This is a genomic window from Polyangium spumosum, from assembly GCF_009649845.1.
GTDB classification, from domain to species: Bacteria; Myxococcota_A; Polyangia; order Polyangiales; family Polyangiaceae; genus Polyangium; species Polyangium spumosum.
Genome location: NZ_WJIE01000026.1, coordinates 17,003 through 36,638, shown reverse-complemented (window position 1 = coordinate 36,638; position 19,636 = coordinate 17,003). Strand labels below are relative to the sequence as shown.

Genomic DNA, 19,636 nt, shown 5'->3' with positions numbered 1-19,636 from the left:
GGACGGGGGGCGGGCGAGGAGGTACGTTGGGGTAAAGCGCCATTCTATACCGGCTTCCGTGTGACACGATAAAGCTTGCCGTTTGACTCACGATCAACGCGCTGGCCCAGCCTCTGAGCAAGCTGCTCCGCACTGGCTGCCAGATCCATTTTCACCCGCCCGACCGCGTTTTCGTGAAGTTCTAGTATCAAATCGAGTGCCTCGGCGCTGGCTGCCGCTACCATCTGCCCACGTGCCCGGTTTGCCAGGTTGGCTGTACTGCGAAGAAATGATTGTTTCAAAATGGCCAACGAGCACGGACGTCCTTCATCGGCGAGCGCGCTCAGCGCGTTCGCCATCGCGTGATCGGTAAGAAAATCAAGCGCTGCTGGTTTGGCGAGGCGCTCGTCAAACTCACGTGCGAGCACGGTGAGCACGGCTCCTTCGCCAAGCTTCAACGCTCCAACCAAGCATTCAATCCGTTCGGCAGACCCAGTGTAACCACCCGACCAACCCCACCTTCCCCCCGGTCTCCCCCTGGCTCACCCTCTCCTCGACGCACCTGGAGGGCGAATGGCACGGAGGACGGCGAAGCAATGGGGTCGGCTGGTCGCGCGATGGCAGGACAGCGGCCTGACGGCTGGGGAGTTTGGCGCCAAGGTCAAGGTCGAGCCGCGCAGCCTTCATTGGTGGCGCTGGGCTCTACGGAAACGGGGCGCGATGCGCGAAGATTCGACCCCGATGCTCGAATCGCATCCTGCATTTCTTCCCGTCCACGTCGTCGAGCGCCCGGTAGCCCCGGAGAATGCCCCGCCTGCCCCGCTCGGCCCCGTCGAGATCGTCGTCGATGGCCGTCACACGATCCGCGTCGGCCCGGGATTCGACGCGGATACCCTCCGGCGTGTGCTCGATCTGCTCGGCGAGGCGGAGTCTTCCTGATGTTCACGCTCCCTCCCGCCCTGCGCATTTACGTGGCGACGACGCCCGCCGACATGCGGAAGAGCTTCGATGGTCTCTCCGCCGCGGTGGCGCAGCTCATCGGCCAGGATCCGACCTCGGGCCACCTCTTCGTGTTCCGTAATCGTCGCGGGGATCAGATCCGCGTGCTGTTCTGGGATCGCACCGGGTATTGCATCATCGCGAAGCGCCTCGCGCGCGGCCGGTTCCACCTGCCTTTGCCCGCGTCGCCCGACGCGCGCCATTTGGAGGTCGACGCCGCGGAGCTTGGCCTGCTCCTCGAAGGCATCGACCTCAGCGACGCCCAGCGCCGCAAGCGGTTCCGGCTCCTGCCCCGGCCCTCGCGCACCGCTTGACGGTTTGTCGTCCGGGACCGGTGGTTCGCCCGTGGAGCCGCGGGCAAACCATGCCGGGACGATTCGGCTTGCAAATGGGCTTCGCGCGCATTACAGACCGGGCATGCCTTCCCCGGGGACAAACGCCAGCAAGGATGACCTCGCGCCCGTGCGCGCGAAGCTCGAGTCGATGGCCCACGAGGGCCGCGTCGAGGAGCTTATCGAGCTCGTGCTGGGGCTGCTCTCCCGCGTGCGGGACGAAAACACGGCGCTCACGGCGCGGCTCCAGACCGCGCTCCGGGCGCTTTATGGGCGCCGTTCCGAGAAGGTCAGCGCGGCGCAGCTCTCTCTGATGCTCGATGCGCTGGGCGACGCGGCGCCGGATGCGGCTCGCAATGCGGCCCCGGACGCCCCGCCGCCCGCGCCGGAGCCCGAGAAGAAGAATCCCGAGCCGAAGTCGCCGCCGCACAAGGGCCGCAGCGCGCTGCCGGCGCATCTGCCGCGCAAGTCGAAGATCGTGCGCGTGCCGGCGGCCGAGCGAAAGTGCGCCGAGTGTGGCGTCGAGAAGAGCGGCATCGGGTTCATCCGGAGCGAGATCCTCGAATTCGTCCCGGCCCAGTTCGTCGTGATCGAGGAGGACCGGGAGAAGCTCGCGTGCCGCGCTTGCCAGGCCGGCGTCGTCGCCGCTCCGAGCGAGAAGGTGATGGAGCGGGGCCGCCCCGGTCCGGGGCTGCTCGCGAAGATCGTCGTCGACAAGCACGAGGATTCAATGCCGCTCTACCGGCAGGCCAAGGAGTTCGAGCGGATGGGCGTGCGCCTGTCGCCCTCGACGATCGGCGATTGGGCGGCGTTCTCGGTGGACGTGCTCGAGCCACTCTGGGGCCGGGTCGTGCGGTGGGTGCTCGATTCGGGGTATGTGCGGTGCGACGACACGGGAATGCGCGTGCTCGACCGGGATCACCCCCAGGGCGTGAAGAAGGGCCACATCTGGGGCTACGTGGGCGGCGGCCTGGTCGCATTCCACTACACGCCGAGCTGGTCGGCCGAGGGGCCGGCCGCGTTCCTGAAGGGATATCGCGGATACCTGCAAGGCGATGGATACGCGGGATACGACAAGATCCTGGCTGGGAAGGCGGATCCGGCGGACGACGCGGATAGCGACGGCGTGCCGCTGGCGTCGACGGAGCGTCGGCTCGGGTGCGGAATGCACATCCGGCGGAAGTTCGAGGAGGCGACGAAGCTCGGCAATACGACGGGCGCGGTGGCGCTGTCGCTGATTCGTCGGCTCTACGACCTGGAGCGAGATTACAAGGAGCGCGGGTTATCGGCGGAGGAGCGGCTCGCGGAGAGGAAGGCGCGCAGCGCGCCGGTCCTCGACGAGTTTTACCGATGGGTGCACGAGATACACCCGCAGCAGGTGCCGAAGACGCCGCTCTACAAGGCGACGCACTACGCGAAGAAGCACGAGGCGTCCTTTCGGCGGTGCTTCAGCGATGGGCGATTCGAGATCGACAACGGCGAGGTCGAGCGGCGGCTGCGCTGGATTGCGCTCGGAAGGAAGAACTTCCTGTTCGCAGGGTCGGACCGGGGCGCGGAGAGGCTCGCAATTGCTTACACGGTGACCGGATCGTGCCACATGAACGGGGTCAATCCGCTCGCATATCTGACGGACGTGATCGAGAAGCTGCAATCGGGCTGGCCGAAGGACCGGCTCGACGAGCTGTTGCCGAACGTGTGGAAGCCGGGGATCGGCGCGGCGGAGGGGTGAGCGGCGGCGGGATCCGGCGCGAGCGGCGCGCGAGGGACAGCGCCGACCTTGGGGGTGCGGTTGGTCGGGTGGTTACGACCCAGTAGCCGCTTCGTCTGCCCAGGCGCGCAGTACCCGACCCCCCTCGCCGGCTGCCGCATGCAGACGACGCGCACGTCCGCTCGAACCGCTCCATGGGTTCCGAACCTCCAACTCGTGGGTAAGCACGAACGCGAGCATATGGGACAGCTCTAGCCGCGCAGCTCTCTCGACTGATATCAGCCGCAAGATGCCCTTGGCGACGACATCGTAACTGTGCCGTCCCACGAGCTGCAACCAGGCAACGATGTCGGAACGCCGCAAGTTGGGAAGGTGTTCGGTAACGGCTGCGAATGCGTCACTATCGCCAAGGAACGCGCGCGTAAGCCAAGTGGCGTGCAGGCGCCCCCCAGCAAGGCGCTCCTCACGTTCAAGCTCACGCAGACATCTAACCGCCGCTTCGGCAGGCGTCTTGTCGGCGATGCTACACATCAATGGCCGCCAGTATGCCTCTTGAGGTGACATCTCGTGGAGCCACCAGTCGCGCGGGGATGTGTGAAGTTCAACCGACTCGATTCGACGTAGTTCTCGTCGCCAGGCCGAGACGGGATCCGGCAACTCCCACATCGCGTTGCAGATTAGGTCGAATACCGGAGACGGGTGAGGGAGTTCATGTTTCCAGAAGTCGGTCAGCGCGTTACTAACCAGCTTCTCGTCGCTGCCTTCGCCGAGCTTTCTCAGTCGCACAAGAGCCGCCAGACGAATCAAAGGATTCATGTCCGGATCAACAGCAGCACGCATGCGCGGATCGTCGAAAGTAGGTGCGGTCGCGAGCTTGCTCAGCAGGTACGCCAACCACATCACTTCACGCTCAGGGAATTTTGTGATCGTTTGACGGGCGCGCTCCAGATAAATTGATGCTGCCCGAGCGGCAATTCGATCGATCGCTACCTGCCACGCTGTCACATGCCCCGGGAATCCTACAGCACACACCGCTCGAAGCACGGACTCGGTAAGCGAGTCATCTTCCGCGGCCACGATGATCTCGGCTCCCCCTTCGTGCAGACCTTCCCCGTTCTCGAGGCGCTGCCGTACACTTTCGGACATGGGATGAACGAACCCGTCCGCGATCAGCTTTCCGACGCCAGACGGTGCGGTCTGCGACTTCCAGCGCTCGGCGAGCGCATCCCCGATGCGCTTACGAGTGGCGGGCGTCACCCGTGCCCCGTTCGCAACGCACCTTCCGACCGCCATCAGTGTTGTTTGAAATGCGTCATCGGGCAGTTCCAGAATGCGATTGATGAGTGCGTCCGCATCGTTCGACTGTTCGATGGCAAACACGAGTGCTTGCGCCCAAGGCCGAGAAATATCCTCCGAAAAGCGTCGCACGACTTCATGGGGAAGATGCTCTTGGATGTAGCACCCGGCGAGATACTCTTGGATCAGTGGGAACACGAAGCTATACGCGCCTACTTGCTCGCGGAGCACGCCACACGACTTAAGGGCGGAGAGTAGTTGTGCCGGCGACTCCGAGAGGACGCGCATTGCGTCTCGGGACGACACCTCTACGCCCCCGCGTTCAAGCGCGGCGAACGCGAGCTGCTCTGCCGCGCTGCGAAGCTTCAAATCGTCCGGCAACGTTGTGGTTGGTTTGTGAGCGTCAGGACGGAGGAGCGTGGCGATATAGCGCTCGATCAGCTCCGTTCGACGGGCCGGCAGCGGCGTGAACTGTGTCATCGCATGGTCGACCATGAGACACAACAGCAATGGGACCCTTGCCATGCGCCGGACTTCGCGGCTGCGGGCGATAGCGATAGCAATCTGCTGCGCCTTCCCTTCGTGACCTGACGGTAACCACCCTGAGCAGAATGCTTCGATCTGGTCATCTCTCAGGGGTTGCAGTTCGAGAATGCGCGCGCCCATTGGCGCCGCCAAGGCTCCGGTCTCACGAGCAGTTAGAATCCAGGGAACGTCTGGGAAGCGCGCTGAGAACGTCGTCACAGCTTCCAGGACTTGAGTTCTCTCGCGCAGCGACAATTCATCGAGCCCGTCGAGCAGGAGCAGCAGCATTCCGCTCTCAGCGAGCTCTGTCCAGTCGACAGAGATGCCGAATTTGGTCGACACCTCTTCGTCCAGGAACGCAGCTATCGGACGTTGTGAGCGGGCCAAGTCCGCAAGTGAGATGAGGACGGGGACCCAGACTGAGTCGGCATGCCGATGGGCGAGCGCACGAAGCAGCGCCGACTTTCCCCCACCCGCCCCTGAAACGATCACGACTCGTGAGCGGGCGCCTTCGGGTAGTGCGTGCGGGTCCACCGGATCGCCGGCCTCTTGGACGTACTCATCGTCGAGCAGGACGCGCGGACGCTCACGTTCCCAAACCCTCAGCGTCGGCCATAGAAAGGAACTCTTCGTCATACCGACGAGAGAAGTTCCGGGGATACTCATTGGCCCATAGAGTCGACCAATTGCAGCCCGGTATGCAGCGACCCCCGGGCGGACGTCGACGATCCGAATTCCTTGCTCCCGCAGCTCCTGGAGCAATTGAGCCGCAGTAAAGATGCGCCGATACCGCGCACCGGACGCAGCCTTGGAGACAAGTATATCGAACAAGCTTTCCGATGATGTCTCATGGCATTGCGGCATCCACTGAGGGACAAAATCCCTTCGCAATCGCTCCGTTGGCGCAATCTCAATCGCCGTCGCTGCTAGCAGCGCGAACAGCGTCTCGTGGTTGCGATTCACTTCAGAAAGCAACCCCTGGACGGCGTTGACAGCGGTCTGCTGTTCGCTCGACAGATCGTTCCACCACTCCTCAGGGTCTCTTGCATAACACGCGCGGCGAGCTGCCTCGGCAACAGCTTCGTGCGTGGTTGACGTCATCCCAAGCCAAAGCACCAAGCGATCTTCCTTGCCGAAATCGGCCGCAAATCGCCTGTTCTCAAAGCTTTGCCACGCGGTTACCCATTCTTCGCTTCCGACGCGAATCCGCTCTTTCGCCTGTATCCAGCTGCGCCCGCCGTGAGCGAACACGATTTCAATGTCATCTACTTCTGCGGGTGCCTCGACGCGTACCTCGCGCACGTGATCTCTCAGCGGCCGCTCTCGCGGATCACACATGCGCCCGAGATAGAGGGCGGCCAGCGCATCCTGGTAGTGGATGCCGGACTGTGTGGTCGGTCCACCGGCGGCCGGCATCCTCAGACCACCCCCGAGCCGTAGCAGGAGCGTTCGTGCGGGCGTTCCACTGTTACAGCAGTACCCAAATCGTGCAGAATGGGCGCCCCCATGGCTTCAAGACGGCGCGCAGGCATGCGGGGTCCCAGGTTCGTCGAGCCTCGGCCAACGCGGCCCGCCGGAAGGCGCAGTTTCTTGAGCCCGTCGGGCAGCCCCTTGGGCGTCGTGGTGAGACGGGAACGCCTGGTTGGCTGACCAGAACCCCCTGACAGCATCCAGACTCACAAAGGTACGCGTCTCACAACCTTTGCCGACCTGCAAGAGGGAATCAGTAGGTCCTCGACGCGCGGGGGGCTGCACGATCGTAAGTGTTAGAAAATTCACATTTTTGACATGACGTGCCTCAGTGGAGCTGCCTTTTCCGATGCGGTGGCGACCGACTGCGGGCAATATCCAGCGGGATCAGCAGGTCCTCCAGGAAGCGCGGCAGCCCGCTCCACATGCCCACCATTGCGCACCCGTTTCGCGCCATCGTGACCACCCGTTTCGCGCCATCGTGACCACCCGTTGCGGGCATCGTGATCGGAGCGTTCGTCTATCAACCTATCCGCTGGTCGTCGCTCTCCGGTACCGCCCGAATCGCATGTGCCTTCTCCACGACGCTCGCCAGCCTACCCAGGGCCACCCACGCGGCCTCTGCATCGCTTGCAGCGATGGCCCCGACCACCACGTCAGCCAGGGCACGCGCAAGCTCGACGAGGTGCCCCGCTGCGCGTCCGGCATCCGACTTTGCGGCAGTCGGCCCTTCCGTGGGTACGCTCACCTCGTCGCGGGCCGTCGTCCCCGGGCCGGCTTCACCGCTCGCCCCCGTCCGTTCGCCCTGCGCCTCTCCCCCTTGACACCGCCCCGTTTCCCCCTCCAGGGGCGGCACAAGGCCAAGGCTGATGACCGGCGGCACAAGAACGTGAGCTAAGTCCGCGGAACTACTGGCACCCCCGGCAGGAATCGGACCTGCGACCTTCGGTTTAGGAAATGCGGGCTCGGGGCGCGAGGTGGTCCTCGCTAACCCCTGAGAAGGACATCGGAAACAGCATCATTCCAGCCACTTTTGCGAAGTTTGACGAGGGCGGGGGAGGCGACATGGCGAGACATCTGGAGACGTCTTGGGATGTGGGTTGAGGCCATCGTGAGGCCACAGAAGAGACGGAGGGCGGCCAGGGCAAACGCCAGCTTGACGTTCCAGCAAGCTCTCCGGCAAGCGGGCGGACGCAGGCATCCTGGCGGACGAGCGGCGCCCTGCACGAACGGTCCTACCGAACAGCGCGTGACGTGCGCAGCGCCCTGGGGGGTGCGCGAGCATCGCCGTGAGGCGCATGAGGTTGAGCGCACAAACGCGCGGGGGACCGCATGAAGCGGAAGCTACACGTGGTAAGTGGTTACACGAAAGCGAAGGGGCGCGGAGCGCCCCCGACGTGAGGGGCGCCCCGCGCGATTCACGCTACTTCTTCGGCTCCTGCTTGGGGGCCGGCGGCTGGCCCTGCGGCGGCGGGGGCACGTTGGGGTGCCCTTGTTCGATGCGGTTGTTGCGGTCGTCCCGGTACGCGGGGTTGTTGGGATTCTTCACGTCGGAACGCTGATCGTTGGGCTTCGGTTGATGCTTCGACATCGTCGAGTCTCCTTCGTATGCACGCACCAGTCTCGGCGCGTGCATTGGTCATTGCATGGGTCGTGCCGCTCGCCTTCGCGATACGTGCCGCTCATTCCGCAGCGCTTCTGCTGCTCGCGATCATCTGTCCGGGCAGCGGCCGTGATCGCGATCGGTCCCGTCACGGCTTCTTGAATCGACCATCCTTCCCTCGGTATCGTCGAACGCTCTCGTCCCACTCCGGACGCCCCTCGGCGAGCGCGGCGAGGGCCGTGAACGCCGCGACGGTCAGGAGCAAACCGCCGATCACGACGGGCGCCGACAACCCCGATGCGGCGGATGGGTTTGCCACGGGCGCCCGCTGCTGCTGGGGAATCTGCACGGGCGGCGGATTGAGCAGGGATAGGAGCACCGCCGCGATCCGACCAGCGTCCGGGCGGTTCTCGGGCTTGTCGCTCGTCATATCGAGGACGAGGTTCCGGAACGCCGGGGGCAGGTCCGCGTTCTGGAGAGCCGACGGGTCCCTTGCGCCGGTCAAGAGCTCCGTGACCACGACGCCGAGCGAATAAATGTCCGCTGCGGCGCTGAATGCATCGCCCTCGAGAATCTCTCGGGCGATGTACCCTCGTGTACCTCCGGGGCCTCTCGTCATCATGGTTCCGACGCCAGGAACCCGCGCCAGGCCAAAATCGGCAATTTTCACGACGAACGTGCGAGGCTCCTCGGTCTTTACAAGCAAATTGTCGGGCTTGAGGTCACGATGAAACCCCTTCTTGTCGTGGATGGCTCGCAACCCCTCGATCACCTGGACCAGGATCCCGGCCACGGACCGCCAGGTCAATTTACCGATCAGGTTGCGGAGCGAGCCCTGATCGCAGAACTCGAGGACGATGTACGGCTCCTCGGCCTCGAGGTCATGGTCGACGAGATCCACGATGAACGGGTTGTCGAGCTCCTTGTAGAGCATCAGGGCCTCGCGCTGGAAGCGGGCCTTCCCGTCGGGGCTTCGATCCTTCAGGATCTTGATGGCCACGACCTGCCCGGTCTCCTTGTCGACGGCTCGATGGACGACCCCGAAGCCACCCTCGCCAAGCTTCTCCTGTAGTTCGTATCGACTCTTCACGATGTTCCTCCTCAGTTCGTCGCGTCCAGGCGCGACGGACACGCTGCGGATCGCACCCTTCGTGCCTGTCCTCGTTCACAGAGGGCGTGCACAAGTCTTTGAAATGACTTCGGTTGCCGTACTGCGTCAGACCCGCGTCGCTGCCAGCGATCAGGTTCGTCCCCCGACGCGCCTGATCGCGATCAGGCTCCCGCGCATCTTTCTTCCGTTCGGCCCCTTCCCGTTGTATGACCTACACTCGTGGAGATCAACGCTGGGGCCCGCGTCAACCGCTACGAACTGAAGAGACGTCTTGGAAAAGGCGGGCAGGGGTCTGTCTGGGAAGCATCCGATGTCCTCGATGACGGCGCTCCTCGTGCGCTCAAGCTGATCGCCCTCCGCGAGCTCGAGAAGGGCGCGGCAGAGCGGGCATGGCGCGAGGCGCAGGCCCTCCAGGGCGTGTCGCACCCCGGGCTCGTCCCGTGCCGCGAGCTGTTCAGGGACTCGGTCGAGGATCTCATCGGGCTCGTCTTCGACCTCGTGCAGGGACAATCCCTGGCTGCGGCGGCTCGGGATGCTCGCATGAGGTCCGAGTATCGGATCGCCGTGCTCGACCAGCTCGCAGCGGTCCTCGCGCACGTGCATGCGCTCGGTATCGTTCATCGGGATCTCAAACCCGACAACATCCTCGTGACCGATGCGTTCTGGTCTGCCCCCTTCACGCCGGGCGGCGTCAAGCTTGTGGATTTCGGCATATCGGCGCCCGCGGGCAATCCCTCGCCGATCACGACGTTCGGGGCCGTCGTCGGTACCACCCCCTACCTCCCGCCCGAGCTCGTTTTCCCCGGACCATCGTCGCCGGATCGGGAGGGCTTTGCCCGTGATGTATTCGCCTTCGGCGTGCTCGGCTGGGAGCTTCTTTTCGGCGCACACCCTACGGGTTTGCCCCCGGATGCTCTGCTGCCGGCCTACCACGACGCATACCGCGCGGCCTGGGAGCAGCGTCTACCATGGCCGCCGCCTGGGTCCGAAAGCCCCTGGGTAGCGACCCTCCGCGCGTGTCTTGCGCTCGATCCTCGCCGCCGCCCTGCCAATGGCGGCGCATTGCGCGACATCCTGCGCACGGGGAGCGCTTCGCTTTCCGGGGCCACGCAAGCGCACGCGGCGCCGACGGCCGCGCACGTCCCGCCAACATCGGCGCAGACGCCCGTATTCTTCACCGAGGGGATGTCTACGCCGCCCGTCGGGCCTCCTCCCAGAGGTCCGACAGCCAGTTCTCCAAGCGGGTATTATCCTCCGGCACCGCAGTCCATTCCGCCTCCTCCAACCCGCTCTGGCTCGAAGAACGGACCGAACTTGCCGTTCCTCTTGCTAGCACTCGCAGGGGCCGCCGCGTTAGGCGCGTTCGTACTTTGGTTGTTCATGCGCGGGAAATCCGATGCCAACTCCAGCGAAGGCATCCCCATCGACTTCAATCCGAAGAACGTCCCCACGGCGACGGTGCGGCCGACCGTCGTCGAGTCGCCCCCCGCAAATCTATCCTTGCCTTGCTGCGACAGTCGAGGCGGGTGTCAGTCAGGGCGTGCGTGCAATCCGGATCATTGCGAGGACAAGCCCCTCATCGAGCAAACCTGGAGCCTCCGCGTAACAGGGGCCGTGGCGATCGAGGGGAACAGGGATCTGACGGGTACCCACCCGCGCGCGATGGTATGCATGCGCAATGAGAGGACCGGTGAGCGCGCCTGCGCCCCGATGTCGAACATCGCGCGCGACGGCGGAGACCGCGTGCACGTCCTGCGTGCGAGCACGAAGGACCTGGCGTACGGCCGCATCCTCGTACGTATCGTCGAGGGGACCAAGGATCTTTACCCCGAACAGCGAATTGCCGATAATCGAGAAGGTTTCAAGAGCTCGGTTCTCTGCCGGGGGCTCAGGCTGCGCGTCGGCCCCCGCGAGACCGCGCCCGTCCATGTACTCGTTTATCTGGACTGAGAAGCCATGACCCGACCCGGTTTGCCACCGACCACCGAGGAGCATCGACCACCGACCGCCGAGCAAGCGGACCGCGGGCGCCCCGTCTTGCTCGCGGCATTCCCTGAATCAGCCGCCTTACCGACGCCTCCGCTGGGTAAGCCGGTCGGGCGTCTTTGGCTTGCAGACGCCGGCATCGTCGATGCCAAGGTCTCCGGCCAGCACCTTGCGTTCATGTTCGAGGGAGGGCGCTGGAAGGTCGAAGACCTCGGCTCGCGCAATTTTACTTACCGGAACGGGCACCGGCTCGAAGCTGGGACGAAGGTGCCCATCGAGGATGGCACGGTTTTGCGCATCGGCGGCACGTTGCTCGTTTTTCGGGAGGCGTATCGAGGCCCGCTTCGACCCGTGGAGCCGCTGGGAAGCCTCGTCGGGCCTTTCGGACTCACGGACGTTCGCGCGGCCGTGGCGGCAATCGGCGTGCGTCGAATGCATCCCGTGCTGATCGAAGGTCCGACGGGAACCGGAAAGGAGGCGCTGGCGCAGGAGGTGGCGCGGGCGCTCGGTCGATTGCACAAGTACACGGCCGTCAACGTGGCCGGTATCCCGGAGACGCTCTTCGAGGGACAGCTCTTCGGCTGGGAACGAGGAGCATTTTCGGGGAGCGTGGAGGCCAGGCCGGGAGTGCTGCGATCACACCACGGCGGTGCCGTTTTTCTGGACGAACTCGGGGAGTTGCCGACCTCTTCGCAGCCGAAGCTCTTGCGCGTACTCGATGGTCACGGCGTGATGTCCCTGGGCGGTGCACGTGAGCTGCCGGTCGACGTCGCCATCGTCGCCGCGACGAATCGGGACCTCACCGAATGTGTCGAGCGAGGCACGTTCCGGCGGGATCTGCTGGCGCGATTCACCTATCGCGTTCGCTTGCCGTCGCTCGCAAAGCGTCCCGAAGACCTTTTTGCCATGATGAGGGCGCTCTGGGAACGTAGGTATGGGCAGCTCGATTTCGGGCGGATGCGCGTCGACGTCGAGGCGGTCGAGCTCTTGATGCTCCAGGGGTGGCCGGGCAACGTTCGGGATCTGGACCGCGTGGTTGCATCGATGGATCCAGGGATGGGCATCAAGCTATCGGCGGTCGAGCAGGTGCTCGGGGTGCGCGCATCTCCGGCTGCGCCACCACCCACAGTCGAGGCAATCGAGAAAGCGATCGCGGAGGCTGGCAATAAATCGGAGGCTGCAAGACGGCTGGGGATTTCGCGGGGATACTTGCAGCGGCGGCTCGACGAGAAGAAAGGGAAGTGACCGCCGTCAAGGTTGTAGTCACGACTTACACCCGTGCCAGGGGTGGGGTCGCGCGCCTTCGTCGGGGTCACCGATCACCCCTTCACCTTCCTCTCCACCTCCTGGTAACCTGACGGCCCCCCCGAGCGTCGCCATGAACAAAAAGGCCCTCAGCGAACGCGACATCACGACGAAGTTCGTCCTCCCCGCGCTGACGCGTCCTTCCTCCGGCTGGGACCTCTCCCTTCAGATCCGCGAGGAGTTCACCCTCACCGCCGACCGCGTCACCACGAAGCCCCGCGCCGGCCAGCACCGGATCCCCAACACCGGCAAGCGCGCGGACATCGTCCTCTTCTACAAGCCGAACCTCCCCGTCGCCGTCATCGAGGTCAAGGACAACAACCACGCCGTCGGCGCCGGCATGCAGCAGGCGCTCGCGTACGCCGAGCTCCTCGGCATCCCCCTCGCCTACAGCACCAACGGGGACGCGTTCCTCGAGCACGACCTCTCCGGCACCTCGAAGAAGATCGAGCGCGAGCTCCCCATCGACCGCTTCCCTACCCCCGACGAGCTCTGGCGTCGCTACTGCGCCTTCCGGAAGATCGGGCCCGCCGAGGAGGCCGTCGCCGCGCAGGATTGGTATCCCGGGACCGAGGACAAGACGCCGCGATATTACCAGATCAAGGCCGTCAATCTCACGGTCGAGGCCATCGCCAAGGGGCAGTCGCGGGTGCTGCTCGTCATGGCCACCGGGACGGGGAAGACGTTCACCGCGTTCCAGATCATCTGGCGGCTCTGGAAAGCAGGGGTCAAGAAGCGCGTCCTCTTCCTCGCCGATCGCAACGTCCTCATCGACCAGGCCCGCAACAACGATTTCCAGCCGCTCGGCAAGGCGCTCACCAAGATCAAGCATCGCATGGTCGACAAGTCCTTCGAGATCTACATGGCCCTCTACCAGGGGGTCTCGGGCTCGGAGGAGGCGAAGAACATCTACAAGCAGTTCACGCCCGGTTTTTTCGACCTCGTGATCGTCGACGAGTGCCACCGGGGCAGCGCCGCGGAGGACTCGGCCTGGCGGGAGATCCTCGAATACTTCAAGTCGGCGACGCAGATCGGGCTCACGGCGACGCCCAAGGAGACGGAGACCGTCTCCAATATCGATTACTTCGGCGAGCCGATCTTCACGTACTCGCTCCGCGAGGGCATCGCGGATGGGTTCCTCGCGCCGTACAAGGTGATCCGGGTCGAGTTCGACAAGGACGTGGACGGGTACAGCCCCGGCAAGGGGAAGTTCGACAAGTACGGGCAGCTCGTCCCGGATCGGACCTACCAGCGCAAGGATTTCGATCGTACCGTGGTGCTCGAAAAACGCACCCCGCTCGTCGCCCAGAAGGTCACCGAGTATCTGAAGCAGACGGGGGACCGGTTCGCGAAGACCATCGTTTTCTGCGAGGACATCGAGCACGCCGATCGGATGCGGTCCGCGCTCGTCCAGGAGAACGCCGATCTCGTTGTCGACCACCCGCGCTACGTCCGAAAGATCACGGGCGACGACGCGGTGGGCAAGCACGAGCTCGATGATTTCATCCTGCCGGCCTCTCGTTATCCGGTGATTGCGACGACGTCGAAGCTCCTCACCACGGGCGTCGACGCGCAGACCTGCAAGCTCATTGTCATCGACCAGGAGATCGGCTCGATGACCGAGTTCAAGCAGATCATCGGCCGCGGGACGCGGCTGCGCGAGGATTACGGCAAGTTCTGGTTCACGATCATGGACTTCCGTGGGGTCACGCGGCATTTCGCGGACGAGAAGTTCGACGGTCCGCCCGAGCAGATTTACGAGCCCAAAGAAGGGGATCCGATCGCCCCGCCCGAGGACGACGATATCGACGAGCCGCCGCCTTCGCCCTCGGCTGCACGGCGCGGGACCCGTCGGACGAAGTATTACATCGACGACGAGGAGGTGTCCGTCATCCGCGAAGACGTGCACCGGTACGATGCCGCCGGCAAGCGCATCGAGGTGCCCGTCGAGGCGCATGCGCGCGTGGTGCTGCTGGAGGTCTGCAAATCACGCAAGGATCTTCGGCGGCTCTGGCTCGCCGTGGAGAAGCGGGGCGAGTTGCTCGGGGAGCTCGAACGGCAGGGCGTCGCGACGGGTGATCTCGCCGTCAAGTACGGCGAGGGGTACGCCACCTACGATCTCCTCGCGCACGCCGGGTTCGGGGCGCCGCTCGTTCCGCGTCGGGAGCGGGCCAAGAACGACGGTGTGGAGCAGGTCCTCGCCCGGCACAAGGGGCTGGCGCGCAAGGTGCTCGAAGGGCTCGTCGCGAAGTTCGTCGACGAGGGGCTCGAGGCGCTCGACGACGCCGAGCAGCTCAAACTGCGGCCCTTCGACAAGATGGGCACCCTCGTGGAGCTCGTGCGCGCCTTCGGCGATCGGGGGAAGTTCGAGAAGGCGGTCGCCGCGCTCGAAGGCGCGCTCTACGACGACGCTTGACGAGGGCCGCGCCAAGGGGGTAGCGAATAACCCGCCATGGCCATCGGTACGACGATCAAGACGATCCAGGACATCATGCGCAAGGACACGGGCGTCGACGGCGACGCCCAGCGCATCGGCCAGCTCGTCTGGATGCTTTTCCTCAAGATTCTCGACGATCGCGAGATCGAGAAGGAGACGGCGCGGAAGCGGTACCGCTCGCCGATCCCGGACGAGCTGCGCTGGGGGGCCTGGGCCGCGGATCCGGAGGGGATCACGGGGGACGAGCTGCTCAAGTTCGTCAACAACGAGCTTTTCCCCGGGCTGAAGGGGCTTCCCGGCGCGGATCCACTGTCGACCGTGATTCGCAGCGTGTTCGAGGATGCCTACAATTACATGAAGAGTGGGCATCTGCTGCGGCAGGTGGTGAACAAGCTCAATGATATCGACTTCAATCGTTCGGCGGATCGGCACGAGATCGGGGGGATCTACGAGCAGGTCCTGAGTGATCTGCGCGGAGCGGGCAATGCGGGCGAGTATTACACGCCGCGCGCGGTGACGGCGTTCATGGTGGAGCGGGTCGATCCGAAGCTCGGAGAGACGGTGCTCGATCCGGCGTGCGGGACGGGCGGGTTTCTGGCCTGTGCGATCGAGCATCTGCGGGAGAAGTACAAGAAGACGGAAGCCGACGAGCAGACGATCCAGGCTTCGATCCGCGGGATCGAGAAGAAGCCGCTGCCGCACCTGCTTTGCATGACGAACATGGTGCTGCACGAGATCGATGCGCCGACGCAGATCCGCAGGGACAATGCGCTGAGGCGCTCGGTGGCCGATTACGGGAAGAAGGACAAGGTCGATGTCATCGTGACGAACCCTCCGTTCGGGGGGATCGAGGAGGATGGGATCGAGAATTCGTTCCCGGGGGCGTTTCGGACGCGGGAGACGGCGGACCTGTTTCTGTATTTGCTGACCGTGCTCTTGCGGGATGGTGGGCGGGCTGCGCTGGTTCTGCCGGATGGGACGTTGTTCGGCGAGGGCGTGAAGACGCGGCTCAAGGAGCGGCTGCTCACGGAGTGTGATCTGCACACGATTGTCCGGCTGCCGAAGGGGGTTTTCGCTCCGTACACGGGGATCAAGACGAACCTTCTGTTCTTCACGAAAGGGAAGCCGACCACGGAGGTCTGGTACTACGAGCATCCGTATCCGCCGGGGTACAAGAGTTACTCGAAGACCAAGCCGATGCGGATCGAGGAGTTCGAGCCCGAGCGCAAGTGGTGGAGCAAGCGCAAGGAGACGGATCAGGCCTGGAAGGTTTCGATCGAGGAGATCAAGCAGCGGGGGTACAACCTCGATATCAAGAATCCGCGAGCCGTGGAGGATGGGCCGGGGGATGCGGAGGAGTTGCTCCGGGAGTATCGGGCGATCTCTGCGGAGGTGGCGGAGGTGCGGGATCGGCTCAGGGATGAGCTGCGGGCGGCGCTGGAAGGGGCGGCGCGATGAAGGGGAAGAGGAAGCAGCTTGGGCTTTTCGAGCGGCGGGAGTTGACGCCGGAGGCGGAGAGGCTGCTATCGAATCTCGATACACTCGCCGATGCGCCAGGAAGCGTGGCGCAGTTACGAAGGGTCGTTCTACATCTCGCATTTCAAGGCCGGTTAACGTCGCGTACGGGTGGGCGAAGTGCGATCCCGCGCGTCAGTGAGGAAGCAACACGTGGTCGCGCTGCAACAAGCGAGATAATCCCCGGGGTTTCGGCACTATCCGTTGGCCCCGCGGAGATGAAGACGCCCGATGGTTGGCAGTGCGTTCCGTTAACGAGTGTCGCAACACTGGAATCAGGACATACGCCGAGCCGTAACCATCCTGAATACTGGGATGGTGGCGTGCCCTGGATTGGAATCCGGGACGCGCGGAAGCACAACGGCAAAGAAATTTTCGATACGGAACAAACCGTCTCCGAACTGGGGATCGAGAATTCATCCGCGAGGCTTCTGCCGAAGGGCACGGTGTGCCTATCTCGGACCGCCTCAGTGGGTTACGTCACCATCATGGGTCGATCGATGGCGACCAGTCAGGATTTTGTTAACTGGGTTTGCTCCGACGCCTTGCTGCCAAAGTTTCTGATGTATCTGTTTGTGTGCGAGCACGAATCCCTCCGCCGGTTCTCGAAGGGAGCGGTGCATCAGACGATTTACTTTCCTGAGGTGAAGGCGTTTCATATTCTCCTGCCACCCGTCGAGGAACAGGAAAATATCATTGCCGTCGTGGAGCACTTCTTGCGACGATGCGACGACCTGGATGCCCGCCAGGCGAAGCAGCGGGAGACGGCGGCCCGGCTGAACAAGGCGGCGCTCGATGCGCTCACGAGTGCCGAGGGGCCGGAAGACGTGGTCGCAAGCTGGCGGCGGGTGGTAGCCAATTTCGCACTATTGACGGACGTGCCGGGGACCGTCAAGATGCTGCGGGAATTGGTTCTGGAGCTTGCGGTTAGGGGCCAACTCGTGCCCCAAGCCGTGGGCGACGAGCCGGCTTCGGTCCTTGCTGGCAAGATGGCAGGGGCAAATCCTACCGCTCTTCCTCCAGTCAAAGAATCCGAGCAGCCATACTCGTTACCTGAGTCGTGGCGGTGGGTACGTCTCGGTATGTGTGGAGGTTTCATGGGAGGGGGCACCCCTTCGAAATCGACGCCCTCGTTCTGGGCGGGGCCGATCCCGTGGGTTAGCCCGAAGGATATGAAGAGACCTTACATAGAAGATGCTGAGGATCACATCTCCCAGGAGGCGATTGAGCATTCCTCGGTGAAGTTAATTCCGAGTGGTGCTCTGCTCTTCGTTGTTCGTGGAATGATCCTGGCGCACTCTTTTCCTGTTGCTCTCACGACACGGAGCGTCACGATTAATCAGGACATGAAGGCGCTTGTTTTGGCAGCTCCCGCAGTTGCAGAGTATCTGCTTCGTGCCTGTCAGGCTAGTCGAAAGCGGATGCTGCTACGGGTTGAGCGGTCTTCCCACGGGACGTGCCGTCTCGATTCGGAGGAGGTTGCAAGATTTCCTATTCCGTTGCCGCCCCTCGCCGAACAAAAGCGCATCGTCGCCAAAGTCGACCACCTCATGTCCCTCTGCGACACCCTGGAAGAAAAACTCCGCCGCGCCGAGGAAGGCGCCCGCAAGCTCGCCGACGCCCTCGTCGCCGAGCTCCTTGCCTGAATACGCGCGCCATGGGCTGGGCCACCGGATACATCACCAAGCTTCGCGCCGGGCAGGTCGTTTCCTTCCGCCCGCGGGGCAACTCCATGTCTCCGCGGATCGAGTCCGGCCAGCTCTGCACCGTGGAGCCCGTCGACCCACGCGACATCCGCCCCGGCGACATCGTCCTGTGCAAGGTCCGCGGGACCGAGTATCTACATTTCGTCAAGAGCGTGCAGGATGGGCGGTTTCAGATCGGGAACAATCGGGGGCATATCAATGGGTGGGTGGGGCAGAATGCGATTTTTGGGCGGTTGGTGAGGGTGGAGGCGTGAGTCGGCTTATGGCACGACGAACACCGCGCCGTTCATGCCGAGCGAAGCGTGCGGCACGCAGTAGAAGGGATACGTGCCCTGCGTCGACAGCGTGAAGCCCTTCGAGGTGCCCGCGTCCGTCACCGGCACGAACGGGCCGCTCGCGGCGGGCGTGGGCAGGTTGGCGAGGTCCATGTACCCACCCTGCAACGGATGGTTCGCGAAGCTGCCGGAGAACGTCACGACCGTCCCCGCCTTCACCTTGATGCACTTCGGGGTGTAGGAGAGGCTCGAGAACGTCACCGTCGTCGCCGACATGGCGGTGAGGTCCGTCGCCATCGACGGCGTGCAGCCATTGATGTTCGCCACGCACATGCCGCCGCTGCAGATACCGCTCTGGCATTCGGCGTCGCTGCCGCAAGCGTCACCATTGCATTTCAGGCACATCGCGCCGCCGCAATCGACGCCGGTCTCGTCGCCGTTCATGATGCCGTCCATGCAGGTCGCGGGGGCCACGCATGCGTTGGCCATGCAGACGTCACCGTTCATGCAATCGGCGTCGACGTTGCAGGCGACGCAGGTGCCATTGTCGTCGCAAACAGTGCCGCCGCCGTCCGTGCACGTGGTCCCGAGCGCGACGGGCAAGTGCGTGGGCGCGCCCGCGAGGCACGCGTCCAGCGTGCAGGAGTTGTTGTCGTCCGGCTCGTCCATCGCGTCGTCCTCGACGATCGCGGCGCCCATGCCGTCGCAGACGTGACGCTTGCAGTCGCCTGACGACTCTGTGCTTAGGGGTGTACCGGCAGGGGCGTATATCGTGCCGCAGATGCCGTTCGTGCAGGTGGGCGCTCTGCACTCGGTCACCTGGCCAGGACAATCAAATGCATCGATACACCCCGTGCACTGGCCCATGCCATCGCACTGTTTGCCCATGCCGCAGTCAGTCCCAGCAGGCAATGGTGTATTCGAGACGCCAGTCATCGGATCGCATGAGTCCGCCGTGCAGGGATTGCCGTCGTTGATAACGGGCGTGTGGGAGACGCCGGTCATCGGATCGCACGCATCCACGGTGCATGCATTCCCGTCGTCTGGATTGACGGGCGTGTGGGAGACGCCGGTTCTTGGATCACACGCGTCCACGGTGCATGCATTCCCGTCGTCGGGGTTGATGGGCGTGTGGGAGACGCCGGTCATCGGATCGCACGCGTCCATAGTGCATGCATTCCCGTCGTCCACGGCGGCGTAGGCGACTCCGCAAGCCCCCCCAATACATGTGCGCAATTGGCACTCGTCGTTCTGTCCGGAACAATCGTTCGCAGTAACGCAACCGGTGCACTGCCCCGCACCGTCGCAGGCAAGATTCATGTTGACGCCGCAGATTGTGCCGGTCGGTTTGAACGCCGTACCGCAAATTCCTACAGTACACGTCGCGCT

14 protein-coding genes are annotated in these 19,636 nt (G+C 64.0%); 9 read left to right on the top strand and 5 right to left on the bottom strand.

Going from position 1 to position 19,636, the window contains the following annotated elements; translation table 11 throughout:
• Positions 1–44: 44 nt before the first annotated feature.
• Positions 45–416: a hypothetical protein gene (locus tag GF068_RS40670; protein ID WP_153824948.1), complete on the bottom strand. Its 372-nt coding sequence runs from the start codon at positions 414–416 to the stop codon at positions 45–47.
• Between the two features lie 136 nt (positions 417–552).
• Between GF068_RS40670 and tnpA the strand changes: the two genes are divergently transcribed.
• From tnpA to tnpC, 3 genes are all read left to right on the top strand, one after another.
• Positions 553–918, top strand: coding sequence for an IS66 family insertion sequence element accessory protein TnpA (gene tnpA, locus GF068_RS47525; protein WP_420814153.1), 366 nt, complete (start codon positions 553–555; stop codon positions 916–918).
• Positions 918–1,292 carry an IS66 family insertion sequence element accessory protein TnpB gene (gene tnpB / locus GF068_RS40660; protein ID WP_153824946.1) on the top strand — a complete coding sequence of 125 codons (375 nt, stop codon included), beginning with the start codon at positions 918–920 and terminating at the stop codon, positions 1,290–1,292. Before tnpA ends, tnpB begins: the two co-directional genes overlap by 1 nt.
• Before the next feature lie 103 nt (positions 1,293–1,395).
• Entirely contained in the window at positions 1,396–3,039 is a 1,644-nt protein-coding gene (tnpC, locus tag GF068_RS40655; RefSeq protein WP_153824945.1) for an IS66 family transposase, read from the top strand.
• A gap of 72 nt (positions 3,040–3,111) precedes the next feature.
• Here the strand turns inward: tnpC and GF068_RS40650 are convergent, their stop codons facing one another.
• The 3 genes from GF068_RS40650 to GF068_RS40645 form a co-directional block, all read right to left on the bottom strand.
• Positions 3,112–6,255, bottom strand: a complete 3,144-nt coding sequence (locus GF068_RS40650) for an NACHT domain-containing protein (protein WP_153824944.1) — start codon at positions 6,253–6,255, stop codon at positions 3,112–3,114.
• Between the two features lie 1,477 nt (positions 6,256–7,732).
• On the bottom strand, positions 7,733–7,900 hold the full coding sequence (locus GF068_RS43980) for a hypothetical protein (protein ID WP_170319984.1): 168 nt from the start codon (positions 7,898–7,900) through the stop codon (positions 7,733–7,735).
• 160 nt (positions 7,901–8,060) lie between these two features.
• Positions 8,061–9,002, bottom strand: coding sequence for a protein kinase domain-containing protein (locus GF068_RS40645; protein WP_170319983.1), 942 nt, complete (start codon positions 9,000–9,002; stop codon positions 8,061–8,063).
• Between the two features lie 240 nt (positions 9,003–9,242).
• Here GF068_RS40645 and GF068_RS40640 point away from each other — a divergent pair, with 240 nt between their 5' ends.
• From GF068_RS40640 to GF068_RS40615, 6 genes are all read left to right on the top strand, one after another.
• Positions 9,243–10,973 (top strand): protein kinase domain-containing protein, encoded by a 1,731-nt coding sequence (locus GF068_RS40640; protein ID WP_153824942.1) that lies wholly within the window; start codon positions 9,243–9,245, stop codon positions 10,971–10,973.
• Between the two features lie 6 nt (positions 10,974–10,979).
• On the top strand, positions 10,980–12,254 hold the full coding sequence (locus GF068_RS40635; protein WP_153824941.1) for a sigma 54-interacting transcriptional regulator: 1,275 nt from the start codon (positions 10,980–10,982) through the stop codon (positions 12,252–12,254).
• A gap of 133 nt (positions 12,255–12,387) precedes the next feature.
• Positions 12,388–14,730, top strand: coding sequence for an EcoAI/FtnUII family type I restriction enzme subunit R (hsdR, locus tag GF068_RS40630; protein WP_153824940.1), 2,343 nt, complete (start codon positions 12,388–12,390; stop codon positions 14,728–14,730).
• Positions 14,731–14,766: 36 nt separating this feature from the next.
• Complete coding sequence (locus GF068_RS40625) at positions 14,767–16,209, top strand: type I restriction-modification system subunit M (protein ID WP_153824939.1); 1,443 nt, start codon at positions 14,767–14,769, stop codon at positions 16,207–16,209.
• A 275-nt stretch (positions 16,210–16,484) separates the two neighbouring features.
• Positions 16,485–17,912: a restriction endonuclease subunit S gene (locus GF068_RS40620; protein WP_170319982.1), complete on the top strand. Its 1,428-nt coding sequence runs from the start codon at positions 16,485–16,487 to the stop codon at positions 17,910–17,912.
• 11 nt (positions 17,913–17,923) lie between these two features.
• Positions 17,924–18,226, top strand: coding sequence for a S24/S26 family peptidase (locus GF068_RS40615; protein ID WP_153824937.1), 303 nt, complete (start codon positions 17,924–17,926; stop codon positions 18,224–18,226).
• Positions 18,227–18,232: 6 nt separating this feature from the next.
• Here GF068_RS40615 and GF068_RS40610 read toward each other — a convergent pair whose 3' ends face one another.
• Positions 18,233–19,396: a plastocyanin/azurin family copper-binding protein gene (locus tag GF068_RS40610; RefSeq protein WP_170319981.1), complete on the bottom strand. Its 1,164-nt coding sequence runs from the start codon at positions 19,394–19,396 to the stop codon at positions 18,233–18,235.
• Positions 19,397–19,636 lie beyond the last annotated feature (240 nt).